Origin of the sequence: Kribbella sp. NPDC006257 (genome assembly GCF_040613535.1) — a bacterium.
Classification (GTDB): Bacteria; Actinomycetota; Actinomycetes; order Propionibacteriales; family Kribbellaceae; genus Kribbella.
In genome coordinates this window covers 85,166-109,800 of sequence record NZ_JBEXSJ010000006.1, presented here as the reverse complement: position 1 = coordinate 109,800, position 24,635 = coordinate 85,166, and the positions used below count along the sequence as shown (strand labels likewise).

26 protein-coding genes and 1 pseudogene are annotated in these 24,635 nt (G+C 68.2%); 20 read left to right on the top strand and 7 right to left on the bottom strand.

Annotated elements, in window-relative coordinates; all coding sequences use genetic code 11:
• Positions 1-207: 207 nt before the first annotated feature.
• Positions 208-1,143, bottom strand: coding sequence for an EamA family transporter (locus tag ABZ004_RS09785; RefSeq protein ID WP_355679385.1), 936 nt, complete (start codon positions 1,141-1,143; stop codon positions 208-210).
• A gap of 92 nt (positions 1,144-1,235) precedes the next feature.
• Here ABZ004_RS09785 and ABZ004_RS09780 point away from each other — a divergent pair, with 92 nt between their 5' ends.
• Together ABZ004_RS09780 and fxlM are read left to right on the top strand one after the other, a co-directional pair.
• A complete protein-coding gene (locus ABZ004_RS09780; protein WP_355679384.1) occupies positions 1,236-1,733 on the top strand; it encodes a MarR family transcriptional regulator in 498 nt (165 codons plus the stop codon).
• Positions 1,734-1,737: 4 nt separating this feature from the next.
• Positions 1,738-3,006, top strand: a complete 1,269-nt coding sequence (fxlM, locus tag ABZ004_RS09775) for a methyltransferase, FxLD system (RefSeq protein ID WP_355679383.1) — start codon at positions 1,738-1,740, stop codon at positions 3,004-3,006.
• A gap of 4 nt (positions 3,007-3,010) precedes the next feature.
• On the opposite strand, the gene ABZ004_RS09770 is transcribed toward fxlM, so the two are convergent.
• The gene (locus ABZ004_RS09770) at positions 3,011-3,976 is read right to left on the bottom strand and encodes a hypothetical protein (protein WP_355679382.1); all 966 of its coding nucleotides are present in this window, start codon (positions 3,974-3,976) and stop codon (positions 3,011-3,013) included.
• A 122-nt stretch (positions 3,977-4,098) separates the two neighbouring features.
• On the opposite strand from ABZ004_RS09770, the gene efp reads away from it, so the two are divergent.
• Positions 4,099-4,662, top strand: coding sequence for an elongation factor P (efp, locus tag ABZ004_RS09765; RefSeq protein WP_355679381.1), 564 nt, complete (start codon positions 4,099-4,101; stop codon positions 4,660-4,662).
• A 36-nt stretch (positions 4,663-4,698) separates the two neighbouring features.
• The gene (nusB, locus tag ABZ004_RS09760) at positions 4,699-5,109 is read left to right on the top strand and encodes a transcription antitermination factor NusB (protein WP_355679380.1); all 411 of its coding nucleotides are present in this window, start codon (positions 4,699-4,701) and stop codon (positions 5,107-5,109) included.
• A gap of 218 nt (positions 5,110-5,327) precedes the next feature.
• Here the strand turns inward: nusB and ABZ004_RS09755 are convergent, their stop codons facing one another.
• Complete coding sequence (locus ABZ004_RS09755) at positions 5,328-5,840, bottom strand: transcriptional regulator (RefSeq protein ID WP_112238083.1); 513 nt, start codon at positions 5,838-5,840, stop codon at positions 5,328-5,330.
• A gap of 203 nt (positions 5,841-6,043) precedes the next feature.
• On the opposite strand from ABZ004_RS09755, the gene pyrR reads away from it, so the two are divergent.
• The 8 genes from pyrR to pyrF are packed head-to-tail and all read left to right on the top strand — an operon-like array spanning position 6,044 to position 15,768.
• On the top strand, positions 6,044-6,610 hold the full coding sequence (gene pyrR / locus ABZ004_RS09750) for a bifunctional pyr operon transcriptional regulator/uracil phosphoribosyltransferase PyrR (protein ID WP_355679379.1): 567 nt from the start codon (positions 6,044-6,046) through the stop codon (positions 6,608-6,610).
• Positions 6,610-7,557, top strand: a complete 948-nt coding sequence (locus ABZ004_RS09745; RefSeq protein WP_355679378.1) for an aspartate carbamoyltransferase catalytic subunit — start codon at positions 6,610-6,612, stop codon at positions 7,555-7,557. The genes pyrR and ABZ004_RS09745 overlap by 1 nt, the downstream gene beginning before the upstream one ends.
• Positions 7,554-8,843, top strand: coding sequence for a dihydroorotase (locus ABZ004_RS09740; protein WP_355679377.1), 1,290 nt, complete (start codon positions 7,554-7,556; stop codon positions 8,841-8,843). Before ABZ004_RS09745 ends, ABZ004_RS09740 begins: the two co-directional genes overlap by 4 nt.
• Positions 8,840-9,331: a hypothetical protein gene (locus ABZ004_RS09735; RefSeq protein ID WP_355679376.1), complete on the top strand. Its 492-nt coding sequence runs from the start codon at positions 8,840-8,842 to the stop codon at positions 9,329-9,331. The genes ABZ004_RS09740 and ABZ004_RS09735 overlap by 4 nt, the downstream gene beginning before the upstream one ends.
• On the top strand, positions 9,328-10,449 hold the full coding sequence (gene carA / locus ABZ004_RS09730; RefSeq protein WP_355679375.1) for a glutamine-hydrolyzing carbamoyl-phosphate synthase small subunit: 1,122 nt from the start codon (positions 9,328-9,330) through the stop codon (positions 10,447-10,449). The genes ABZ004_RS09735 and carA overlap by 4 nt, the downstream gene beginning before the upstream one ends.
• The gene (carB, locus tag ABZ004_RS09725) at positions 10,449-13,841 is read left to right on the top strand and encodes a carbamoyl-phosphate synthase large subunit (protein WP_355679374.1); all 3,393 of its coding nucleotides are present in this window, start codon (positions 10,449-10,451) and stop codon (positions 13,839-13,841) included. The genes carA and carB overlap by 1 nt, the downstream gene beginning before the upstream one ends.
• 5 nt (positions 13,842-13,846) lie before the next feature.
• The gene (locus tag ABZ004_RS09720; protein WP_355679373.1) at positions 13,847-14,914 is read left to right on the top strand and encodes a quinone-dependent dihydroorotate dehydrogenase; all 1,068 of its coding nucleotides are present in this window, start codon (positions 13,847-13,849) and stop codon (positions 14,912-14,914) included.
• Positions 14,915-14,931: 17 nt separating this feature from the next.
• Positions 14,932-15,768 (top strand): orotidine-5'-phosphate decarboxylase, encoded by an 837-nt coding sequence (gene pyrF, locus ABZ004_RS09715; RefSeq protein WP_355679372.1) that lies wholly within the window; start codon positions 14,932-14,934, stop codon positions 15,766-15,768.
• A gap of 155 nt (positions 15,769-15,923) precedes the next feature.
• Here pyrF and ABZ004_RS09710 read toward each other — a convergent pair whose 3' ends face one another.
• From ABZ004_RS09710 to ABZ004_RS09700, 3 genes and pseudogenes are all read right to left on the bottom strand, one after another.
• Positions 15,924-16,709 carry a DUF559 domain-containing protein gene (locus ABZ004_RS09710; RefSeq protein WP_355679523.1) on the bottom strand — a complete coding sequence of 262 codons (786 nt, stop codon included), beginning with the start codon at positions 16,707-16,709 and terminating at the stop codon, positions 15,924-15,926.
• A gap of 42 nt (positions 16,710-16,751) precedes the next feature.
• A pseudogene (locus ABZ004_RS09705) lies at positions 16,752-16,889 on the bottom strand (type IV toxin-antitoxin system AbiEi family antitoxin domain-containing protein); the annotation flags it as partial.
• A gap of 432 nt (positions 16,890-17,321) precedes the next feature.
• Positions 17,322-18,173 carry a LysR family transcriptional regulator gene (locus ABZ004_RS09700; RefSeq protein WP_355679371.1) on the bottom strand — a complete coding sequence of 284 codons (852 nt, stop codon included), beginning with the start codon at positions 18,171-18,173 and terminating at the stop codon, positions 17,322-17,324.
• Positions 18,174-18,241: 68 nt separating this feature from the next.
• Here ABZ004_RS09700 and ABZ004_RS09695 point away from each other — a divergent pair, with 68 nt between their 5' ends.
• From ABZ004_RS09695 to ABZ004_RS09660, 8 genes are all read left to right on the top strand, one after another.
• Entirely contained in the window at positions 18,242-19,249 is a 1,008-nt protein-coding gene (locus ABZ004_RS09695; RefSeq protein WP_355679370.1) for an EamA family transporter, read from the top strand.
• 5 nt (positions 19,250-19,254) lie between these two features.
• Positions 19,255-19,590 carry a hypothetical protein gene (locus ABZ004_RS09690; RefSeq protein WP_355679369.1) on the top strand — a complete coding sequence of 112 codons (336 nt, stop codon included), beginning with the start codon at positions 19,255-19,257 and terminating at the stop codon, positions 19,588-19,590.
• A 104-nt stretch (positions 19,591-19,694) separates the two neighbouring features.
• Complete coding sequence (locus ABZ004_RS09685; protein ID WP_355679368.1) at positions 19,695-20,066, top strand: hypothetical protein; 372 nt, start codon at positions 19,695-19,697, stop codon at positions 20,064-20,066.
• Positions 20,067-20,194: 128 nt separating this feature from the next.
• Entirely contained in the window at positions 20,195-20,509 is a 315-nt protein-coding gene (gene mihF, locus ABZ004_RS09680) for an integration host factor, actinobacterial type (protein WP_112238105.1), read from the top strand.
• The gene (gmk, locus tag ABZ004_RS09675; RefSeq protein ID WP_355679367.1) at positions 20,506-21,192 is read left to right on the top strand and encodes a guanylate kinase; all 687 of its coding nucleotides are present in this window, start codon (positions 20,506-20,508) and stop codon (positions 21,190-21,192) included. Before mihF ends, gmk begins: the two co-directional genes overlap by 4 nt.
• A 28-nt stretch (positions 21,193-21,220) precedes the next feature.
• The gene (gene rpoZ / locus ABZ004_RS09670) at positions 21,221-21,526 is read left to right on the top strand and encodes a DNA-directed RNA polymerase subunit omega (protein ID WP_355679366.1); all 306 of its coding nucleotides are present in this window, start codon (positions 21,221-21,223) and stop codon (positions 21,524-21,526) included.
• A gap of 9 nt (positions 21,527-21,535) precedes the next feature.
• On the top strand, positions 21,536-22,828 hold the full coding sequence (gene coaBC, locus ABZ004_RS09665) for a bifunctional phosphopantothenoylcysteine decarboxylase/phosphopantothenate--cysteine ligase CoaBC (RefSeq protein WP_355679365.1): 1,293 nt from the start codon (positions 21,536-21,538) through the stop codon (positions 22,826-22,828).
• 39 nt (positions 22,829-22,867) lie between these two features.
• Positions 22,868-24,013 carry a winged helix DNA-binding domain-containing protein gene (locus ABZ004_RS09660; RefSeq protein ID WP_355679364.1) on the top strand — a complete coding sequence of 382 codons (1,146 nt, stop codon included), beginning with the start codon at positions 22,868-22,870 and terminating at the stop codon, positions 24,011-24,013.
• Positions 24,014-24,019: 6 nt separating this feature from the next.
• Here the strand turns inward: ABZ004_RS09660 and ABZ004_RS09655 are convergent, their stop codons facing one another.
• Positions 24,020-24,565 carry a carboxymuconolactone decarboxylase family protein gene (locus ABZ004_RS09655; protein ID WP_355679363.1) on the bottom strand — a complete coding sequence of 182 codons (546 nt, stop codon included), beginning with the start codon at positions 24,563-24,565 and terminating at the stop codon, positions 24,020-24,022.
• Positions 24,566-24,635: the final 70 nt, after the last annotated feature.

The following is a 24,635-nucleotide window of genomic DNA, read 5'->3' as shown; positions in this document are numbered from 1 at the left end:
ACTCCGCACCAGCGGACGAATCCGATCCGGCGTCGGAGGTCAAGCGGGCCGGTCCCAGCACGTGCAAGGAGAGCGATCGGTCAGGTACTTGCGACGTCGTTCCCACCCCCAGTGCGAAGAGCTGCCTACCGGCGGCATCTTCGCACGAATACCCTTTCGGGAACTGCGGAGGTCCCTCGGTTCGAGCGCCTCGGCGCGGGTGCATCTTTAATCGGCAGCGCGCCCCGATGAACCACACGTAGCCAACCGCCCAACAGGAACAGCTGGTACGCCGTGCGCCGGGAGTGCCGGAGTCCTCTTCAGTTGGGCGGTGATGAGGGCTGCCAGGACGATCAGGCCACCTATCAGCTGGGCGGTGGTGAGGTGTTGGTCCAGGGCCAGCCAGCCGAGGAGAGTGGCGACGACCGGGCTGAGTAGGCCGAGGAAGGTGACGTCGGTGGGGGACAGGGCGCGCAGTCCGCGGAACCAGAGGGCGTAGGCGACCGCCGACCCGATGATCGTCAGGTACGTGTACCCAGCAAGGTTCGCAGCCGTGAGAGACGAAGGCAGTCGGCCCTCGACGATCAACGCCACAGGAAGCAGCAACAGGCCACCAGCCACCAACTGCCACCCAGTCATCGCGAGCAACGGCGCCGGCGACTTCCACCTCTTGCTGAGAACGACACCAGTTGCCATCACCATCGCACCGCCGACCGCGGCCATGACACCCCAGCCATCCAGCCGTGCACCCGCCCGCAGTACGAGCAGACTCACACCAGCAACACCTGCCAGCGCAGCCACCGTCGTGCGCGTGGTGAGCCGCTCGGCGAGCAGTCCAGCAGAGAGAACCGCGACCAACAGCGGCTGCAGAGCGCCGACCGTCGCGGCGACACCTCCCGGCAGCCGGTACGCCGCGACGAACAGCAATGCGAAGAAGGCGCCGATATTGAGCGCACCCAGCACGAACGCCCGGAACCACCAGATCCCCGTCGGAAGCCGGCGAGTGAGCGCGACCAGCAGAAGCCCGGCCGGGAGAGCGCGGATCACACCGGCGAGCAGCGGACGCCCGGGCGGAAGCAGCTCCGTCGTCACCAGGTAGGTGCTGCCCCAGAGGGCAGGCGCGATCGCGGTGGTCAGGACGAGGCCGAATCGATTGCTTAGCACTAAGGCAATGTATCTCAGTGCTAAGCAATTTCCTAGATCTCTCACCGCTAAGTGATCTACCTCACCGCTAAGAGATCAACTAGGCTGGCCGAATGGCAGATCACGTCGACCTCGTGCTCGCGCAGTGGGGCGAGCGGCGCCCGGACCTGGACGCTTCGCCGATGGCGGTGATGGGCCGGCTCAAGCGGCTCGGCCAGCTGATCGACACCGAGCTCCGGCGCAACTTCGCCGCGCACGATCTCGACTCGGCCTCGTTCGACGTCCTCGCCACGCTCCGCCGCAGCAACGCCGAGCACAGCCTCACCCCGGCCGGCCTGATGCGCTCGTCGATGGTGACCTCCGGCGCGATCACCCAGCGCCTCGACCGGCTGGAGGCACGCGGCCTGGTGACCCGGAAGCCGAGCGAAACCGACGGTCGCGGTGTCCAGGTGACGCTCACCAAGGCCGGACTGGACCTGATCGACGCCGTCCTGCCGACCCACGTGGCGACCGAGGACCGGCTGCTCGCGGGGTTGTCGGCCGACGAGCGCACCAAGCTGGCCGACAGCCTCCGCGCCTTGCTCGAATCTCTCGGCGACAAGACGGACTGAGTTCATGGATGCCCAGGGCAACCAGTACGCCGAGTCGCTGCGTACCGCCCTGGTCGCCCGGATGGTTGCCGAAGGCGCCCTTCAGGACGAGCGGGTGACGGCCGCTTTCCAGCGGGTGCCGCGGCATGAGTTCGTGCCGTTGGTGCCGCTCGAGGTCGCGTACGCCGACGACGTCGTACTGATGAAACGTGACGAGGACGGGGTGGCGATCAGTTCGGTGTCGCAGCCGTCGGTGGTTGCGTTGATGCTCGAGCAGGCGGCGATCGAGCCGGGGCACCGGGTGCTCGAGATCGGCTCCGGTGGGTACAACGCCGCCTTGCTGAGCGAACTGGTCGGGCCCGGGGGAGCCGTCACCACGATCGACATCGACCCGGACGTGATCGAGCGGGCTCGGCGTGGGTTGGCGGCGACTGGGTACGACGAGGTTCGGGTCGTGCTTGCCGATGGGGAGTTCGGATCGCCGGAGAGCGCTCCCTTTGACCGGATCGTCGTCACCGTGACGGCCTGGGACATCGCGCCGGCCTGGGTCGAGCAGCTCGCCGAGCACGGGCGGATCGTCGTACCGCTGCGCCTTCGTGGTCAGACGCGGTCGGTGGCGCTCGATCTGGTGGACGGGCGGTTGGAGAGCCGGTCGATGAGGCTCTGCGGATTCGTCTGCATGCAGGGCGCCGGTGCGAGCTACGAGCGGGCGGTCCTGCTGGAGAAAGACACCGTGCGGCTCAGCTTCGACATCGACCAGGAAATCGCCGAACCGCCTGCCGACATCCTCCGCCAACCTTCCACTGTGATCTGGTCCGGAGTCTTCGCAGATCGCGAGGAACCGCTCGCCGACCTGAACCTCTGGCTGGCAACCACGCTCAACCAGTACTGCGTACTCGCCGCCGACCGATCCGCCGTCAAGAAACGCCGAGTCTCACCCACCCCACGCTGGGGCACCTCGGCCACCTTCGCCGACAACACCCTCACCTACCTGACAGCCCGCCCCGCCGGCACCAAGAACACCGTCGAACTGGGTGCCCTGGCCCACGGCCCCGCCGCCGCAGTCCACGCAACCCAAATGACCCACCAAGTCCAAGCCTTCGCCACCGCCGGCCGGCCGGCTCCCACACTCACGATCTGGCCGTCCGGCGCCGTCGGCCCGGACTACGCCTCGGGCCCAGGCTCCAGGCCGGACTCAGCGTCCGGGCCCGGCCCAGGATCCGGCCCGGGGGACGGTGGTTTCGGGTGGTTGGAGGTTGGGCGGCGGCATAGTTGGGTTGTGGTGGGGTGGTGACGGGTTAGTTCTGGGGTGGGGGTTTGGGGCGGCCGGCGTTCTGGACTGTTTGCCAGAGTTCGTCCATGTCGGTGCGGTCCTCGGGTTCGGGTTTGTCGACCCAGCCGCTGGCCCAGCTGTTCTCGTCGCCTCCGGTGTCGAAGAGCGACTCGGCGAACGCGGCGGAACCGACGTACCGGAACTCCTCGTCCTTCCGGGGCTCCGTGCTGTCCGGATCTGAGGCGGCGGCTGCGGTACTGCGTGCTTTCTCCGGACCGGCGACCAGGGAGCGGGCGTACTTCTGGGCTTCGATGATGCCCAGATCCCGCTCGTCGCTCAGCAGCCGGACTGCCGTCACCTCGTTGCCGGTCGACATCAGTTGGCGGACCCGGGCCTCCAGATCGCCCTTGCTCTGCTGTGGACGCCTGGCCTGCGGGGGCTGCTGATAAGCCGGAACCCACGGCGGCGGTTGTGGCGGTTGGAACTGCCCCTGGTACTGCGGCGGCTGGAACTGCCCAGGAGGCGCGTAGCCGGTCTGCGGTCCCGCGTACTGCGGCGACCCCGACTGCATCGGACCTGCCTGGATCGGACCGGGCTGCAGCGAGCCGGTTTGGCCTGGGCCGGTGATCGGCTGGCTGAAGTGGCCGGTGGTCTGGCCGGCCTGCATCAATTGCTGGATCATCCCGGCGAGCTGAGCTGATGCCTGGGCGCGGCCGGAGTTCTGCACCGGTCCGGCCGGGCGGACGACCTGGCCGGCCGAGTTCGTCACCTGTCCCTGCATCGGCGGCCCGGAGGTCGGCTGGGTGAACTGGCCCTGGAACTGGATCGGCCGGTTGGTGCCCTGCTGGGCCTGGAGCCGCTCGATCACCTTCTGCATCCGCGGACTCGGCGTACCGGGATTCCGCCCGCCACCCTGAGCCGCCTTGTTGTTCGCCTTCTTCGCGAGGAACGCGATGATGAAGAAGACCGCGACGATGACGAGCCCCGACATTTTGCCTCCTGGTATTCCCTGGACCTCAGCGTAGAGGGCGTCGGGGCGAGCGAGTCACCTGTAAGGTGCGTCGACCGCTACAATTCGGCGTACCGCTGATCACTTTGTAAAGGAATCTTCGCGTGGCCTCGACGAACGACCTCAAGAACGGCATGGTGCTCAACCTGGATGGGCAGCTGTGGTCCGTCGTCTGGTTCCAGCACCACAAGCCCGGTAAGGGCGGTGCCGTGATGCGCACCAAGCTGAAGAACGTGCTGTCCGGGAAGGTCGTCGACAAGACCTTCAACGCCGACGTCAAGGTCGAGGTGGCCAACGTCGACAAGCGCGACATGACGTACCTGTACAACGACGGCGGCTCCTACGTCTTCATGGACAGCTCCACCTACGAGCAGGTCCACATCACCCCCGAGGTGGTCGGAGACGCGTCGCACTTCCTGCTGGAGAACCAGGACGCCGTCGTTGCCGTGCACGACGACCTGCCGCTGTACATCGAGCTCCCGGCCTCGGTCGAGCTGCTCGTCGAGTACACCGAGCCCGGCCTGCAGGGCGACCGCTCCACCGGTGGCACCAAGCCGGCGAAGCTGGAGACCGGCTACACGATCCAGGTTCCGCTGTTCCTGACCACCGGCGAGAAGGTCAAGGTGGACACCCGTACCGGTGACTACCTCGGCCGCGTCACGTCCTGAGCCCGTACGCCGACACAGGAGAGCTGACAACCGAACATGTCTGCCCGGAGCAAGGCCCGCAAACGCGCCCTCGACGTGTTGTACGAGTCGGAGGTGCGGGGGCTGCCGGTCGGCGGCACGCTGGCCGACCGGGTAGCTGACGGCGACCCGCCGGTGAACGAGTTCACCGTGGCGCTGGTCGAGGGCGTCTCGAAGCACATCGACCAGATCGACGAGCTGCTGAGCGCCCACTCGGTCGGCTGGACGCTGGACCGGATGCCGGCCGTGGACCGCAACATCCTGCGGATCGGGGCCTACGAACTGCTCTTCGACGAGCAGGTGCCGGACGTGGTCGCGGTGAGCGAGGCGGTCTCGCTGGCCCGGGACCTGTCGACCGACGAGTCGCCGGCCTTCGTCAACGGCCTGCTGGCCCGGCTGCTACAGCTCAAGCCGACCCTCGGGGTCTGAGACCCCGGCTGAAACTCAAATAGGCCCGGTACCGCCACGGTGCGGTGCCGGGCCTTCTCAGGCGTCCCCGTTCGTCGGCGCGGGGGGAACGGCCCCGGCCTGGTGGTGCTCATTCAGTTGTTCTCGACCTTCTCTGCGGCCCGTCCCTGTGAAGAGGGGCGGGCAGGCGGCCGCGGGCAAGCTGCTACGAGCCCCGGCCGTCTCTCATTCCCGCGGACTCAGGCGCCGGCTGCTTCGGCGTCCTCGACCTCTCCACGGGCCTCCGGGTTCAGAACTCCCCAGGAGATGAAACGCTCGGTCAGGGTGGTCGGCGACTCGTCGTAGATGACCGCCAGAGTGCGGAGGTCGTCCTGACGAATCGAGAGCACCTTGCCGTTGTAGTCGCCGCGCTGGGCCTGGATGGTGGCCGTGTAGCGCATCAACGGGCCGGCCTCGCTGGTGTCGAGGTGCTGAAGCGCCTCCAGGTCGAGGATCAACCTGGGCGGTGCCGCAGCGGCCGCGGCCGCACTGGCCGAGCCGGGCAGCAGCTCACGCATCGGCACACCGAAGAAATCGGCGAGCTCGGCGAGCTTCTGAACGGTGACGGCACGGTCGCCACGCTCGTACGAGCCGACGACGACCGCCTTCCAGCGACCCTTGGACTTCTCCTCGACCCCGTGCAAGGACAGGCCTTGCTGTTGACGGATGGCGCGTAGTTTGGCGCCGAGTGACTTCGCGTATTCGCTAGGCACGCTGGATCTTCCCTCCAACTTTGTCTTGTCCGGGCCCGTTTGAAACGGGCCGGTTGGTGAAACCCCCCACGATTACACAGAGTAACAATATTCTGGTCCGGAGGCCAGCGTCAAGACGGCGTGTCACTTCCGATACGATGTCAAGCGGTCCGAACGTCCTTTAAAGACCCGTCCAGAGAGGCGGGAAAGGAGGAACGGTAGCGATGAGCCCTGCCTCGGTACCTGTACCGCGCACAGTGCTGGATGCTTCCGACATTTCCCGGGCACTGACCCGGATCGCGCACGAGATCCTCGAGCGCAACCGGGGTGCCGACCCGGTGGTACTCCTCGGCATCCCCACCCGTGGGGTAGGCCTGGCGGCCCGCATCTCCGAGCGGATCGCCGCAGTCGAGGGGCAGAGTGTGCCCACAGGGTCACTCGATGTGACGATGTACCGCGATGACATCGGCCTCAAACCGGCCCGTGCGCTCGAGCACACCGACATCCCGCCCGGCGGGATCGACGGCAAGGTCGTCGTCCTGGTCGACGACGTGCTGTTCTCCGGCCGGACGATCCGCGCCGCACTGGACGCGATCGGCGACATCGGCCGGCCGAAGGCGGTCCAGCTGGCCGTCCTGGTCGACCGCGGGCACCGGGAACTGCCCATCCGGGCGGACTACGTGGGCAAGAACCTGCCCACCTCCCTGGTCGAGCGGGTCACCGTGCACCTCACCGAGTACGACGGCGCCGACGCGGTGCTGATCGCCGACAAGACGGGAGCGTCGGTCTGATGCGCCACCTATTGAGTGCCGGCGACCTCAGTCGCGACGAGGCCAACCTGATCCTGGACACCGCCGAGGAGATGCGCTCGCTGGCGGACCGGCCGATCAAGAAGCTGCCCGCCCTGCGCGGCCGGACCGTGGTGAACCTCTTCTTCGAGGACTCCACCCGGACCCGGATCTCGTTCGAGGCGGCGGCCAAGCGGCTGTCGGCCGATGTGATCAACTTCTCCGCCAAGGGCTCCAGCGTGAGCAAGGGCGAGAGCCTCAAGGACACCGCCCTGACCCTGCAGGCGATGGGCGCCGACGGCGTCGTCTGCCGGCACGGTTCATCCGGCGCCCCGCACCTGCTGGCGACCTCGGGCTGGATGACCGGCTCGGTCGTCAACGCCGGTGACGGCACGCACGAGCACCCGACCCAGGCGCTGCTCGACGCCTTCACCATGCGCCGCCACCTCGGCTCGCTGGACGGCCGCCGGATCACCATCGTCGGTGACGTCCTGCACAGCCGGGTGGCCCGGTCGAACGTGCTGCTGCTGGCAACGCTCGGCGCCGAGGTCACCGTGGTCGCGCCGCCGACACTGCTGCCGGTCGACATGTCCGGCTGGCCGTGCGCCACGTCGTACGACCTGGATGCGACGCTGCCGAAGAGCGACGCGGTGATGATGCTGCGGGTCCAGCGCGAGCGGATGGGTGACGCGTTCTTCCCCAGCGCCCGGGAGTACACGAGGCGGTACGGACTCGATGTGCACCGGATGGCGCAGCTGCCCGACGAGGCGATCGTGCTGCACCCCGGCCCGATGAACCGCGGCATGGAGATCAGTGCCGAGGTCGCCGACTCCACCCGCTCGGTGATCGTCGAGCAGGTCACGAACGGCGTGGCCATTCGGATGGCCGTCCTTTATCTGCTGCTCTCAGGTAGCAACGACACGAACCCGAACGAGGAGCCCAAGGCATGACCGCCTACCTGATCACCGGAGCATCGATCCTCGGCGGCGAGGTCGCGGACATCCGGATCGACAACGGCGAGATCGTGGCCATCGGCAACGACCTGGCGCACGACGGTGCCGAGGTCGTCGACGGCAGCGGCAAGATCGCGCTGCCCGGCCTGGTCGACCTGCACACCCACCTGCGCGAGCCGGGTCGCGAAGACGCCGAGACCGTGCTCACCGGCACCCGGGCCGCCGCGATGGGCGGCTTCACCGCGGTGTTCGCGATGGCCAACACCGACCCGGTCGCCGACACCGCCGGCGTCGTCGAGCAGGTCTGGCGGTTGGGCCGCGAGGCCGGGTACGCCGACGTGTACCCGATCGGCGCGGTCACCGTCGGCCGGCAGGGTACCCAGCTCGCCGAGCTGGGCGCGATGGCCGACTCCGCGGCGCGCGTGCGGGTGTTCTCCGACGACGGCGACTGTGTCTGGGACGCGGCGCTGATGCGGCGCGCGCTCGAGTACGTGAAGGCCTTCGACGGCGTCGTCGCCCAGCACGCGCAGGAGCCACGGCTGACCCAGGGCGCGCAGATGAACGAGGGAGCGCTCTCCGGCATTCTCGGCCTGACCGGCTGGCCGAGCGTCGCCGAAGAGTCGATCATCGCCCGCGACATCCTGCTGAACGCGCACGTCGGTTCCAGGCTGCACATCTGCCACCTGTCCACCAAGGGCTCGGTCGAGATCGTCCGGGCCGCCAAGAAGCGCGGACTCGAAGTCACCGCCGAGGTGACGCCGCACCACCTGCTGCTGACCGAGGACCTGCTGACTTCCTACAACCCGGTCTTCAAGGTGAACCCGCCGCTGCGGACGAAGGCCGACGTCGAGGCGGTCCGCGAGGGGCTGGCCGACGGCACGATCGACATCGTCGCCACCGACCACGCGCCACACCCGGTCGAGGACAAGGACTGCGAGTGGAGCGCGGCGGCGTTCGGGATGACCGGCCTGGAGACCGCTCTCTCGGTGGTCCAGCACGCGATGATCGACACCAAGCTGATGACCTGGGCCGATCTCGCCGACCGGATGAGTTACCGGCCGGCCGCGATCGGCCAGATCGGCGAGCACGGCCGGCCGCTCGAAGTCGGTGCGCCGGCGAACGTGACCCTGGTCGACCCGGCCGTCGAGCGCACCGTCGTACCGGGGGAGTCGAAGTCGCTGTCCCGGAACACGCCGTTCGACGGCATGAAGTTGCCGGGTCAGGTCGTTGCCACCTTCCTGAGGGGTACACCGACCGTTCTGGACGGGAAGCTGACCCGGTGAAGACTGTTCTCGCAATCCTCGGCACGCTTCTGGTGATCGGAGGTGGCTGGTACGGCATGTACCGCGGCTGGCGCAATCGCCAGGCGCGGCAGTCCGACCTGGCCCCGCTGCCACCCGTGCCGCCGACCGACAAGATCACCGGTGTCGAAGGCGTGTACGTCGCGACCACCGCGGCCGGCGACTGGATGGACCGGATCGCCGTGCACGAGCTCGGTGTCCGCAGCAACGCCGACCTGGACGTCAGTCCGGCCGGCCTGATCTTCCACCGGCAAGGTGCCGCCGACGTCTTCATCCCGGTCGACCGGCTGACCGGCGTACGGACCGACCGGGGCATCGCAGGCAAGGTGACCGCCGAGGCCTCCGGGCTGGTGGTGGTCACCTGGAACCACGACGGTCACGCACTCGACACCGGGTTCCGCCCGCGCCGCAAGGCCGACACCGCCGCTTTGACCGATTCCATCTCGACCCTGATCGGAGCCGAGCAATGAGCCAGGCAGCCCTGCTGGTCCTCGAAGACGGCCGCGCGTTCGCCGGTACGTCGTACGGTGCGACCGGTGAGACCTTCGGCGAGGCGGTGTTCACCACCGGGATGACCGGCTACCAGGAGACGCTGACCGACCCGTCGTACCACCGCCAGATCGTCACCCAGACCGCGCCGCACATCGGCAACACCGGGGTGAACGACGATGACGACGAGTCGGGCAAGATCTGGGTCGCCGGGTACGTCGTGCGCGACCCCGCCCGGGTGCCGTCGAACTGGCGCGCCAAGCGCTCGCTCGACGAGCAGCTCAAGAACCAGGGCGTGGTCGGGATCTCCGGCATCGACACCCGCGCGCTGACCCGGCATCTGCGCGAACGCGGTGCGATGCGGGCCGGGATCTCGACCGAGATCCTCGACCCGGCCGCGTTGCTGGCGAAGGTGCTCCAGCAGCCGCAGATGGCGGGCTCGGATCTCGCCTCCGAGGTGACCGCGACCGAGGCGTACGTCGTACCGGCTGAAGGTTCGAAGAAGTTCACCGTGGTGGCGCTCGACCTGGGGATCAAGTCGATGACGCCGAAGCGGATGGCCGAGCGGGGCATCGAGGTGCACGTGCTGCCGGCCACGGCCAGTCTCGAGGAGGTGCTCGCGGTCAAGCCCGACGGCATCTTCATGAGCAACGGCCCGGGTGATCCGGAGACCACCGAGCACCCGACGACACTACTGAAAGCCCTGCTGGAGAAGGGGGTTCCGTACTTCGGGATCTGCTTCGGGAACCAGGTCTTCGGGCGCGCGCTCGGGCTCGGGACGTTCAAGCTGAAGTACGGGCACCGGGGGATCAACCAGCCGGTGCTCGACCGGGCCACCGGGAAGGTCGAGATCACTGCTCAGAACCACGGGTTCGCTGTGGATGCGCCGCTCGAGGGCACCGTCGATACGCCGTACGGAACCGCTGAAGTCAGTCACATCTCGCTCAACGACAACGTCGTCGAAGGGCTGAAGCTGACCGGTCGCGACGGGAAACCGCTCGCGTTCTCGGTCCAGTACCACCCGGAGGCTGCCGCCGGTCCACACGACTCGGCGTACCTCTTCGATCGTTTCGTCTCGTTGATGGAAGGGCAGAGCTGATGCCACGCCGTACAGATATCGAGTCGGTGCTGGTGATCGGCTCCGGCCCGATCGTGATCGGCCAGGCCTGTGAGTTCGACTACTCCGGCACCCAGGCCTGCCGGGTGCTCAAGGAGGAGGGCTTCCGGGTCATCCTGGTGAACTCCAACCCGGCCACGATCATGACGGATCCGGAGTTCGCCGACGCGACCTACGTCGAGCCGATCACCCCGCAGTTCGTCGAGAAGGTGATCGAGAAGGAGCGTCCGGACGTCCTGCTCGCCACGCTGGGCGGTCAGACCGCGCTGAACGCGGCGATCGCGCTGCACGAGAACGGCGTGCTGGAGAAGTACGGTGTCGAGCTGATCGGCGCCTCGGTCGACGCGATCCAGCGTGGTGAGAACCGCGAGTCGTTCAAGGCGATCGTGGACAAGCTGGGCGCCGAGACCGCGCGCTCCCATGTCTGCCACACGATGGACGACGTGCTCGCCGCGGCTGCCGAGATGGGCTACCCGCTGGTCATCCGGCCGTCCTTCACGATGGGCGGCGTCGGCTCCGGGATGGCGTACGACGAACCGGACCTGCGCCGGATCGCCGCGGCCGGCCTGACCGCCAGCCCGACCACCGAGGTGCTGATCGAGGAGTCGATCGTCGGCTGGAAGGAGTACGAGCTGGAGGTGATGCGCGACAAGGCGGACAACGTCGTGATCATCTGCTCGATCGAGAACGTCGACCCGATGGGCGTGCACACCGGCGACTCGGTCACCGTCGCGCCGGCGATGACGCTGACCGACCGCGAGTACCAGACGATGCGGGACCTTGCCATCGGCATCATTCGCGAGGTCGGCGTCGACACCGGCGGCTGCAACATCCAGTTCGCGGTGAACCCGGCCGACGGCCGGCTGATCGTGATCGAGATGAACCCGCGGGTCTCCCGGTCGTCCGCGCTGGCCTCGAAGGCGACCGGCTTCCCGATCGCCAAGATCGCGGCGAAGGTTGCCATCGGCTACACCCTCGACGAGATCCCGAACGACATCACCAAGCAGACCCCGGCCAGCTTCGAGCCGACGCTGGACTACGTGGTCGTGAAGGTGCCGCGGTTCGCGTTCGAGAAGTTCCCGGCCGCCGACGCGACGCTGACCACGCACATGAAGAGCGTCGGCGAGGCGATGGCGATCGGCCGCAACTACACCGAGGCGCTGCAGAAGGCGCTGCGCTCGCTGGAGAAGCCCGAAGCCCGGTTCTCCTGGGCGGAGGCGCCGGCCTCGGAGCTCGAACCGTTGCTGGAGGCAATCAAGACGCCGCACGACGGCCGGCTGCGGACCGTGATGGACGCGATCCGGGCCGGCGCGACGCCGGAGCAGATCTTCGACGCGACCAAGATCGACCCGTGGTTCGTGGACCAGATGTACCTGATCCACGAGACCGCAGGTGCCGTCGCGGCGGCTCCCCGGCTGACTCCGGAGATTCTGAGGCTGGCCAAGCGGCACGGTTTCTCGGATCTCCAGCTGGCCGAGATCCGCGGTCTGACCGAGGACGTCGTACGGGGTGTCCGGCAGGCGCTCGGGATCCGGCCGGTCTACAAGACGGTGGACACCTGTGCGGCCGAGTTCGCGGCGGCCACGCCGTACCACTACTCGTCGTACGACGAAGAGTCCGAAGTCGCTCCTCGGGAGCAGCCGGCCGTGCTCATCCTCGGCTCCGGGCCGAACCGGATCGGGCAGGGGATCGAGTTCGACTACTCCTGTGTGCACGCGTCGATGGCGCTGCGCGAAGCCGGCTACTGCACGGTGATGGTGAACTGCAACCCGGAGACGGTCTCGACCGACTACGACACCTCCGACCGGCTGTACTTCGAGCCGCTCACCTGCGAGGACGTCCTCGAGATCGTGTACGCCGAGATGCAGGCCGGCCCGGTCGCCGGCGTGATCGTGCAGCTCGGCGGCCAGACCCCACTCGGACTCGCGCAGCGGCTCGCGGACGCCGGCGTACCGATCGTCGGGACGTCGCCCGAGGCGATCCACCTCGCGGAAGAGCGTGGTGCCTTCGGCAAGGTGCTCGCGGACGCTTCGCTGCCCGCTCCCAAGCACGGTACGGCGATGTCGTTCGACGAGGCGCAGGAGATCGCGGCTGAGATCGGTTTCCCGGTGCTGGTGCGCCCCTCGTACGTGCTCGGCGGTCGCGGCATGGAGATCGTGTACTCCGAGTCGGAGCTAACCGCTGCTCTCCGGCGGCTCAGCGGCGACGCGCTCGCTGCCAACTGGGAGCACCCGGTGCTGATCGACCGGTTCCTGGACGACGCGGTGGAGATTGACGTCGACGGGCTGTTCGACGGGACCGAGCTGTTCCTGGGTGGCGTGATGGAGCACATCGAGGAGGCCGGGGTGCACTCGGGCGACTCGTCCTGCGCGCTGCCGCCGATCACCTTGGGGAACGCAGACATCGAGAAGATCCGGGTTTCCACCGAGGCGATCGCTCGGGGCGTCGGCGTACGAGGTCTGCTGAACGTGCAGTACGCGCTCGCCGGTGATGTACTCTACGTGCTGGAGGCGAACCCGCGGGCATCGCGGACGGTTCCCTTTGTGTCCAAGGCAACGGCCACGCCGCTGGCGAAGGCTGCCGCCCGGGTGATGCTCGGGGCAACGATCGCCGTACTGCGCGAGGAAGGCATGCTGCCCGCGGTTGGTGACGGTGGCACCCTGCCGGTCTCGACGCCGATCGCGGTGAAGGAAGCCGTGATGCCGTTCAACCGGTTCCGGACCATCGACGGTTCGTCGGTCGACACCGTGCTCGGGCCGGAGATGCGCTCCACCGGCGAGGTGATGGGCATCGACGAGACCTTCGGTACGGCGTTCGCCAAGTCGCAGGCCGGCGCGTCGCAACCGTTGCCCAGCTCGGGCAAGGTGTTCGTGTCGGTCGCCAACCGGGACAAGCGGCACATGATCTTCCCGGTCAAGCGGCTGGCGGATCTCGGCTTCCAGATCTACGCGACCGAAGGCACTGCCGACGTACTGCGGCGCAACGGCGTCGAGTCGGTCACGGTTCGCAAGAGCAGCCAGGGTCCGGGGCCGAACGGTGAGCCGACGATCGTGCAGATGGTCCAGGACGGTGAGCTGAACCTGATCGTCAACACGCCGATCGGGATCACCCAGGGTGGGTCGCCGCGAATCGACGGCTACGAGATCCGGAGCGCGGCGGTGGCCCGGAACATCCCGTGCATCACTACCGTGCAGGGATTGGCGGCCGCGGTGCAGGGGATCGAGGCGCAGCAGGCCGGAGACATCGGAGTGCGCTCTCTGCAGGACTGGGCTTCGCGCATCCGCGGGATCGCTGACACTGCGGTCGTCGACGCTGCGGCAGTCGACACTGCGGTAGGCGACGGAGCGGTTGTCGGCGGGGTGGTGGAGAGCTGAGCGCCGTGGATGCGTTTTCCCTGTACCGCAAGGTGATCCGGCCGGTGCTGTACCGGCTGGGCAAGGGTGATGCCGAGATCGCGCACGAGCAGACGCTGCACGGGTTGCAGCGGCTGAGCCGCGTTCCCGGCGCAGTGAGCGCTCTCTCGCGGTCGTACGGTTCGTTGCCGGCGGGTCTGGCCCGGACGGTCTTCGGGGTGCGTTTCCCGGGGCCGATCGGGCTGGCCGCCGGGATGGACAAGAACGGGATCGCGCTGCCGGCCTGGCGGGCGCTCGGGTTCGGCTTCGTCGAGGTCGGCACGGTCACGGCGCAGGCGCAGCCGGGGAATCCGCAGCCCCGGTTGTTCCGGCTGGTCGAGAGCGAAGCCGTGATCAACCGGATGGGGTTCAACAACCTCGGCTCGGCCGCGCTCGCCGACCGGCTGGCGGCGTACGGGCCGCTCGGTTATCCGCTCGGGATCTCGATCGGCAAGTCCAAGGTGACGGCGCTCGAGGACGCGGTCGAGGACTACGTGACCTCGCTGCGCCGGCTCTACCGGTACGGCGACTACTTCGCGGTCAACGTGAGCTCGCCGAACACGCCGGGATTGCGCTCTCTGCAGGACTCCGGACATCTCCGCGAACTGCTGACTGCCCTGCATGCCGAGGCGTCGTCGCTGGCCGTCGGTGGTCTGGCGCCCAAACCGATCCTGGTCAAGATCGCACCGGATCTGACCGAGCCGGCGATCGACGAACTGCTCGGTGTCTGCACCGACGTCGGCGTCGCCGGGATCATCGCCACCAACACGACCATCGGCCGCTCCGGTCTCGCCGCGGTCGATGAACGGCTGGCTTCGGAGTCCGGGGGCCTGTCCGGCCGGCCGCTGACCGAGATCGCGGCCAAGGCCGTCGCGCACATTCACTCCGAGACCGGGGGAGCGCTGCCGATCATCGGTGTCGGCGGGATCCTCGATCCGTCCGACGCCGCGCGACTGATGGATGCGGGCGCCAGCCTGGTCCAGCTCTACACCGGCCTGATCTATCGCGGTCCCGGCCTGGTACGCCGGTCGAACCGTCTCCTGGAGCATCGATGAGAGAGCGAGTACGTCCCATGAGCGACCAGCCTTTCGGTACCCGTCTGCGCGCGGCGATGGACGCGCGCGGCCCACTCTGCGTCGGGATCGACCCGCACCAGCACCTGCTCGACCTCTGGGGCCTGCCGGACACCCCCGAAGGCCTGGCGACGTTCACCTTCGGGGTCGTCGATGCGCTGGCCGACCAGGTCGCCGTGTTCAAGCCGCAGTCGGCCTTCTTCGAACGCTTCGGGTCGGCGGGCATCGCCGTACTGGAGCAGGCGACGATCCGCCTCCGCGAGGCCGGCGCCCTGGTGATCATCGACGCGAAACGCGGTGACATCGGTAGCACGATGGCCGGCTACGCGGCCGCCTACCTGTCCGAGAAGGGCCCGCTGGCCTGCGACGCGCTGACCGTCAGCCCGTACCTCGGCTTCGGCTCCCTCCAGCCCGCGATCGACGAGGCACGCGCAGCCGGCGCCGGCCTGTTCGTCCTCGCGCTCACCTCGAACCCCGAGGGCCCGCAGTTCCAGTCCGCCCGAACGACGGCCGGCCCGACCGTCGCCGGCGCCGTCCTCGACGGCCTCCGCGACCTCAACGCCGACGCCGACGACCTCGGCTCCTTCGGCGCCGTCGTCGGCGCCACCATCGCCCCGACCGACGAGAACCTCGACATCCGCGGACCTCTCCTCGCCCCCGGCATCGGCGCCCAGGGCGCAACCGCCGAAAGCCTGACCGCGATCTTCGGCGCCGCCGCCCGCAACGTCGTCCCCTCCAGCTCCCGCGAAATCCTCGCCGCCGGCCCGTCGGCGACCTCTCTCCGCGACGCCGCCACCCGCACCAACGACGCCTTCCGCACAGCCCTCGGCTACTGAGCTCTGGCCGAGATGCGTGCCTCAGCTCTCGCCGTTGATCCGATCGATCGCGACGTCGGCATCGCCACGCGCCTCGGCCGCGCGGGCTCGCCCGAAGGGGTCCGCTCCTCCCGGCGGGGTTCACCCCCTCCCATAGCAGGGGGTGAACCGGCAGATCAGGAGTTGGCCACCGTCTTCGCCGCACTGGCCGCCATCGCGAAGGCCTGCCGGATCCGGCGTACGAGGCGCTCGGGGTGGTCGAGGTCGTCCCAGTCGACCCTGATGACCAAGTAGCCGGCGGCACGCAGCTGGTTCTCCCGACGCTTCTCGCGCATGACTACATCGATCGCCTGGTCGCGGTACTTGACCAGTCCGTCGAACTCGACGATCACCCGCTGCTGCCGAAACAGGAAATCAACTCTCGCGACGATGCCGTCGTCGAGGTGGACGACGACTTGAAGTTCGGGCGTGGGCAGGCCATGGGTGTCCATCAACACCCGGAGCCGCGACTCGCCCACGGACTCGGCCCGCTGATCAGCGAAGGCGACCGCCGCAAGCGCAGTACCCGACCCGGGCCAGCCCGACATCCAGTCGAGTACTTCCTGTAGCTCGGCCTTCGTCACCAGCTTCTGCCGCAGCGCGGCGTCGCAGAGCACAACTGCAGCCTCGTACTGCGCTGTGCACGCCGACTCGATCACCGCTCTGGCAGCCGTCGTCGTGATGAGCCCTTCGGTCGTGGTCATCGCCGTCTTCGGCAAGGCACCGACATGATGGCTCGTGCCCGCAAGGATCCGGCCTCGGCCGCGCTTCGTGCGAGTGACATGAACGCGGCCAAGATCCAGTCCCCAGGTCGGCAGTTTGTGGAGGACTACCGCGGATTGATGGCTGATCACCACCGCGCTCCCCGAGAGTGCCCGGGCGGCGGCGTGCACAGCGAGCCGGTGCCGGGCAGCTTCTCGCACCCACGGTGGACTACCGGCAAGGCTCGCCGGCTCGGCGTACAGGCCTCTCCTGAGAGAGATCCATCGCCCACACCGGAGCCGTTCACGAATCTGGCTAGCTGTGTAACCGGAGGCCAACGCATCTTGACGAGTGAATGTGTCGCCGTACTGGGAGGCGCGGTGTCGAAGTTTTGGGTTCATACCCCACAACTTGCCGAGACTCACCCCGCCGGCCCCCACAACTTCGCCCCCTGTGGACAACCTCCCCCATCCCCACCCGTCCCGCCCCATCCCCACCCGTCCCGCGCTTCGCCCACCCGTCCCGCGCTTCGCCCCCGTCCCCGTGCTTCGCCCCCGTCCCCGTGCTTCGCCCCCGTCCCCGTGCTTCGCCCCCGTCCGCGGGGTTCGCCCCTGCTGGTGGGGTTCGCTCCTGGTGTGTGGCTTAGCCCCCTGCTATAGGAGTGGGCTAAGCCCGCGAGGGGGAGCGGAGCACACTCGAGGCGGTGTGCGGAGGCGAGCGGTGGGGTGGGAGTGGGGGTTGGGGCGGTGGGGTGCGCCGGGGGGCGACGGGGCGGTGGGGATGCGTTGGGGATGGGGCGGTGGGGATGGGGTGGGGTGGGGCGGCGGGGTGGGTCAGGAGTTGTAGAGCTCCGTGGCTAGGGCTATGGCGGCGTGGGTGGCTGGGTGGGGGTCGTGGCGGCGCCAGGCTAGGTGGACGGGGACGGGTGGGGCGTCTCGGACGGGGCGGTAGACGATGCCGTCGCGGCGGTACTGGGTGGCGGTGGATTCGGGGGTCATGCCGACGTAGCGGCCGGTGGCGATGGCGGCTAGCCAGTCGTCGATGTCCTGGATGTATTCGAGCCGCGGCCGCAATCCCTCCGGCCAGAGGTCGACGCTGGTGGTGCCGGTGCGACGGTCGATCAGGAGGGTGCGTTCGCGGATCTCGTCGAGGGTGAGGGATCGCCGGCGCGCCCAGGGGTCGTCGGCTGCGAGTACGCAGTACCGGCGTTCGTCGGCGATGGTGACGTGGGCGAACCGGTGGCTGTCGATCGGGACTCGCACGATCGCGAGGTCGCAGAGGCCCTCGGCGAGGCCGCCGGTCGCGGTGTTGGTGCGGACCAGGAGGAGTTCGACGTCGGGATAGCGGGTCGCCCAGATCCGCTGGAACTCGGCGGTATACGATCCCAAGGCCGACCAGGCGTGCCCGATCCGCAGTCGCGCATGCCCGGTCGTTGCCTCCCGCACCAGATCGTCGGCCTCGGCGAGCAGATGCCGGGCCCGATTGAGCACCTGTACGCCGGCCGTGGTCGGCGTGATCGTCCGGCTGGTCCGATGCAGCAGCCGGACGCCGAGCACGCGCTCGAGGCCGAGCAGATTGCGCGAGACGGCCGCCTGCGAGACGCCGAGCTCGATGGCGGCATCGGTGAACGTGCCCGCGTCGACGATCGCGACCAGGCAGCGCAGTTGCCGCAGCTCCAGATCCATGACTTCAGCGTATAGATGGCCGCAACGATGCATTTTGCGCATAGCCAAGGCCGGTGGACGCTCAGCAGGTGAGGCACAACGAGAACAGGCCAGTAGGCGTGGCGATGATGCTGGGAAGCGGTCTGTCGACGCAGGTAGGTGCCGCGACGGCCGCACTCGCCTTTCCCGTGATCGGCCCGGCCGGCGTGGTCGCGATCAGGCAATGGGTGGCCGGTGTGGTGCTGCTCGCGATCGGGCGACCACGGTTCCGCTCCTTCACGGCCAGACAGTGGCGCCTGATCCTCGGCCTCGCAGCCGTGTTCGCGACCATGAACCTCTGTCTCTACACGTCCATCGATCGCATAGGCCTCGGGTTAGCGGTCACGCTCGAGTTCCTTGGCCCACTGGGAGTCGCACTAGCCGGCTCACGACGAAAGCTTGACCTGTACTGCGCACTCGTGGCCGCCCCGGCTGTCGTAGTACTGACTCGTCCGCAGGCAAGCACTGACTACCTCGGCATCGCACTGGGAGTCGTAGCGGCCGCGTGCTGGGCTTGCTACATCCTGCTCAATCGAGCGATGGGCAGAGAGCTACCCGGCGTACAGGGCTCTGGTGCCGCAGCTGCGGTCTCTGGACTCGCCTATATGCCGATCGGGATCGTCATGCTGATCAAGCATCCGCCGACGCTTGCCACTGTCGCCTATGCGTTGACAGCGGGAGTGCTGTCGTCAGCGGTCCCGTTTCTGATGGACGTACTTGTGCTGCGGCGAGTCCCGGCGCAGTTCTTCGGGGTCTTCATGAGCGTGAACCCAGTACTGGCCGCGCTGGTCGGCCTGGTGATGCTGCACCAGCGGCTGGATCACTGGTCCTGGGCTGCCATCGGTGTGATCGTCACAGCGAACGCTGTGGCGGCCTCCACGAACGGGCGACGCGGGAGGTTACGGGGTGGTTCCAGTCCGGCGGTGCGACGTTCTTCACGGCGTGGCCTCCGGGCAGTTGACCCCGGAATTCGGAATGGTTGCCGCGACGGGGAGAGAAGGTCTCCCCGCGGGCAGTTAGGAACGGAATGCGTAAGGTTGCGGCCCTCGCGGCGGTAGTGACAATGAGCGTCGGCACGTTGACGGCGTGCTCGGGCGGCAACTACTGCAGCGAGCTGCAGAACTATGCCGAGGCGGTCAAGGGCCTCGACATCAAGGACACCGCCGCGGTCGACAAGATGCGCAACGAGGCGAAGAAGCTGTCCAAGTCGGCGCCGGACGACCTGAAGGACGACTGGAAGATCGTGCTCGACTACGCCGACAAGGCGAAGGACGCCAAGGGCGACACGGCCAAGCTGACCGAGCTGGCCAAGAACGACGGCACCAAGATCGCGGCCGCGTCGGCGGCGATCACCAAGCAGGCCAAGGACACCTGCAAGGTGAACATCCAGGACAACTGATCCCACCGGACCCCGCGGGCAGCAACTGAGCCCGCGGGGTTGATCGCGCCAGGTAGCGTCGTGGGTTCACGCCCCCGACCACTGACAGCGAGGACGAGAACCTGATGCGCAAAGTAGTGATGACCGCCGTGCTGATGACGACGGCAGCCGGACTGACCGCGTGCACCGAGGAACAGGCCTACTGCGTCGATCTCGCCGGGTACGCCGCGAACGCGGTGAACGTCGATCCGCAGAACCCGGCCGACTACGTGAAGATCCTGGCCGACGCCAAGAAACTGCAGGACTCCGCGCCGCAGGAGATCAAGGACGACTGGGCCGCGATCGTGACGTTTGCGGAGAAGGCCCAGAAAGCCGGGTCGGACCGGGTCCAGCTCGCCCGGTTGAGCAAGGAAACCGGCGCCGTGACGACCGCTTACAAGGAAATCGCCACGCACGCCAAGGATTCCTGCAAGGTGGATGTTCCGGCGTTGAACTGACCCGGTCCGCTGCGGTGTGCGGCCCTTATCATCACCCGGCTTCCGGCCGCCCTCCTGAGCCTGTCCCGAGGCCGTCGTGAGCCGTGTTAGGTTCACGTTCGAAGCCACATAACGGGACAGGTGAAACGGTGCCACTTCCTTCTTTGACCCCGGAGCAGCGTGCGGCGGCTCTGGACAAGGCCGCGGCGGCGCGGCGTGAGCGTGCGGAGATCAAGAACCGGATCCGGCACTCCGGAGCGTCCCCGACGCAGGTTCTGCACGAGGGGCAGGTCAACGACGTGATCGGCAAGATGCGGGTGAGCGCGCTGCTGCAGTGCATCCCCGGCGTCGGCAAGGTGCGCGCGCAGCAGATCATGGAGCGGGCCGGCATCTCCGAGACGCGCCGGGTGCGTGGTCTGGGCACGAACCAGATCGCCGCGCTCGAGCGCGAATTCGCCGAGTGATGTCCACGGAGCTGATCGAGAACCAGGTGGGAACGGACCGGGAGATGGATTCGGGCACGGGGAACGCGACGGGACACGAGACCGGTACGGCGACGCCGCGCGGCAACCCGTCCGGCCGGACCGGCCGCGGACTCGGCGGCGCCCGGCTGACCGTGCTGGCCGGCCCGACCGCGGTCGGCAAGGGCACGGTCGCCGCGGACATCCGGGAGCGGTTCCCCGATATCTGGATCTCGGTCTCGGCGACCACCCGCAAGGCCCGCCCGGGCGAGGTGCACGGCGTGCACTACCTGTTCGTCAGCGACGCCGAGTTCGACCGGATGATCGCGAACGACGAGCTGCTCGAGTGGGCCGTCGTGCACAAGGCGGCCCGCTACGGTACGCCGCGGCAGCCGGTGCTCGACAAACTGGCCGAAGGCAGGCCGGCGTTGCTGGAGATCGACCTGCAGGGCGCCCGGCAGGTCCGGGAGACGATGCCGGACGCGCATTTCGTCTTTCTGGCCCCGCCGAGCTGGGACGAACTGGTCCGCCGACTGGTCGGCCGGGGCACGGAAACGGCCGAGGAGCGGGAGCGCAGACTGGAGACGGCTACTCTGGAGCTGGCGGCCGAGAAGGAATTCGACGTCACGATCGTGAACGCCTCCGTTCGGGAAGCGGCCGATCAGTTGGTAAAGTTGATTCGATAACCCTCTCCATCTCTGGAAAGAGCTGAACTTGTCTGGCAACCAGCCCGTCGCCATCGGTATCACGTCCCCGCCGATCGACGACCTGCTCACCCGTACCGACTCGAAGTACAAGCTGGTGCTGTACTCGGCCAAGCGGGCGCGGCAGATCAACGCCTACTACTCCCAGCTCGGCGAAGGCCTGCTGGAGTACGTCGGACCGCTGGTCGAGACCCACGTCCAGGAGAAGCCCCTCTCGATCGCCATGCGCGAGATCAACGAGGGCGTGCTGACCTGCACGGACATCGACCCCGAGGCCGAGGCGGAAGCCGCCGCAGCCGCGGAGAAGTCCCAGTAGTACCGGTCGATGACGCAGCCACCTCCGACCCCCGGCGAAGCTTCGGCCCCGGGGGGTTCGGTCGTTCCCGCCGCCAAACCGAATGTGGTGCTCGGCGTCGGTGGTGGCATCGCGGCGTACAAGGTCTGTGATCTGCTGCGGCGGCTGACCGAGTCCGGGCATCGGGTCCGGGTGGTGCCGACCGCGGCCGCGCTGGAGTTCGTCGGCGCGGCCACCTGGGCGGCGCTGTCGGGTCAGCCGGTGACGGCCGACCCGTTCGGCGACGTGCACGAGGTCCCGCACGTCCGGATCGGTAAGGGCGCCGACCTGGTCGTCGTCGCGCCCGCCACCGCGAACCTGATCGCCAAGGCCGCGCACGGCCTGGCCGACGACCTGCTCACCAACACGCTGCTGACCGCGCGCTGCCCGATCCTGTTCGCGGCCGCGATGCACACCGAGATGTGGGAGCACCCCGCGACGCAGGCCAACGTGGCCACCCTGCGGTCGCGCGGTATCACCGTGCTCGACCCCGCGGTCGGCCGGCTGACCGGCGCCGACACCGGCCGCGGCCGGCTGCCCGAACCCGCCGAGATCTTCGCGATCAGCCAGCTGATGCTCGCCGACGAGACCGCCCGGGCCGCGGGCCAGTCGGTCGCCGATCTGACCGGCAAGCACGTCCTGGTCAGCGCGGGTGGAACTCGCGAGCACCTCGACCCGGTGCGCTACCTGGGCAATTCGTCGTCCGGCAAGCAGGGCTACGCGCTGGCCCGGATCGCGGCCGCCCGTGGTGCCAAGGTGACCCTGGTCGCGGCGAATTCGGAGCTGGCCGATCCGGCTGGTGTCCAGGTCGTCCCGGTGACCAGCACCCGCGAGCTGTACGACGAGATCACCGGCCGCGCCGTCGACGCCGACGCGATCGTGATGGCCGCCGCACCCGCCGACTTCCGGCCGGCCGACGTCGCCGGGCACAAGATCAAGAAGACCGCCGACGGTTCGGTGCCCGCGGTCAACCTGGTGCAGAACCCGGACATCCTGGCCACCATCTCGCACGACCGGCAGCGCACCGATCAGGTGATCGTCGGCTTCGCCGCGGAGACGGGCGATGCGGAGCACAGCGTGATCGAGCTGGCCCGCGCCAAGCTCGAACGCAAGGGCTGCGACCTGCTGGTGGTGAACGACGTCTCCGGCGGCAAGGTCTTCGGCAGCGACACCAACGAGGCCGTCATCCTGGACCGCGACGGTGGCGCTCTGCCCTTCCCCTCCGGCAGCAAGGACGCGCTCGCCGGCGTCATCTGGAACTTGGTCGCCACCCACTGGAAATGAGGCCAGATCCTGGCCGCTTCTCGCTCTAGCGTTCTGGTCATGAGCGAGTTGGCGTGGGAAGCGATCGTGGCGCGGCGAATGCGGCGGCACCACCTGGACGTACCAGCGGCGGGTAGCCCGGCGGACGTCGTACGGGCGATGTGTGGGGCGCATGCGCAGGTGCTGTCCGCTGCTGAGATATCCGTCGCGCTGCGGCTCGAGCAGGCCACGCGGGTTGATGTGCAGCGGGCGTTATGGGACGACCGGACGTTGGTGAAGACGTTCGGTCCACGAAGCACCGTCCACCTGCTGCCGGCCGATGAGCTGCCTTTGTGGATGGCGGCGTTGTCGGCCTTGCCAAGGACAGGTGGTCAGCCTGCGCCGGACGCGCGGATGACGGCGGATCAGATCGCCGAGGTGATCGAGGCCATCGGGGCAGCGCTGGCCACCGACGATCTGACGATCGACGAGCTCAGCGAACAGGTGGTGGCCCGGACCGGTTCCTGGGCTGGTGACCTGGTGATGCCGGCCTTCCAGGAATTCTGGCCGCGGTGGCGGCAGGCGATCTCGGCCGCGGGCCAGGCCGGTGTCCTTTGCTACGGACCAAATCGTGGCCGCAAGACCACCTACACGAATCCCCAGCGGTTCGTGGCGTTCGCGTCTGCTCTGAGCGGTGAGGACGCGCTGTCCGAGCTGCTGCGGCGATTTCTGCACTCGTACGGCCCGGCGACTCCGCAGCAGTTCGCGAAGTGGCTGAGTACGCCGCCGCGGTTCATCACGGAGCTGTTCGCGGCGACTCCCGGCCTCGAGCAGGTCGAGGTGAACGGCGATGCGGCGTGGGTGGTCGCGGGGGACACCGAGTTTTCGGATGAGCCGGTCCGCGGCCTACGGCTGCTTCCGTACTTCGATGCGTACGCCGTGGGCAGCCATCCGCGCGAACTGCTCTTCCCTGGTGCCGCCGCCACCCGCGCGCTGGCCGGAGGCCAAGCCGGCAACTTCCCCGTGCTCCTTGTCGACGGCATCGTCGCCGGCGTCTGGCACCAGAAACGCACCGGCCGCCGCCTCCAGGTGACGGTCGAACCCCTCCATGACCTGACAGCAGCCAACCTGCGTGCGCTCGACGATCAAGTAGCGCGTCTCGGCGAAATCCTTGGCGCGACGCCCGCCCTGACCATCGGCACCGTCACCGTCGGCGCCCACGCCTGATGGACCTCATTGGGGGAAGCGGGCGGCCCAGGGTTCCAGCGGGATCTTGGCGGCATTGATCAGCGTGGACAGGGTTCGGTACCAGCCGGTCAGCAGGATCAACTCGATCAGCCGGGCGTCGTCGTACCGGACTCGCAGCAGTCGCCATGTCTCATCCGACACCGTGGCGGTGTCGTGCAACTCGTCCACCACGGTAACTAGCAGCAGGTCGTCGTCATCGAAACCTGTGCGGTCTGGATCAGCCAATCTGTCGACGATGTCGCGCTCGATCACTTCGGCGAAGAACACCGCATGGACACCCCATTCGTACTCCGCGCCCGCGCGAGCCGTGGTCCGGCCGATCAGCACTTCGCGGTCGCGGGCGGGCAGCAACCCCTTGTTCAGCAGGCCGGAAGCCATCGGATGGGCTCGGCTCGCCAGCTCCGGGTTCAGCGCGAGAACCCGGAACAGCAGCAACGGTTCAAGCTCGGTACCAGGCGGCATCATCTTCGCCAGCAACCGCTCCACCGCATCGCTGTACGGCGGTTCGACGGGCTGCAATCTCGGGGGCATCCGGATCTCCCTGCTACGGTTTTGGTAGCGAACGATGTTCAGCATGCCGCTACGGATTCAGTAGCGCAAG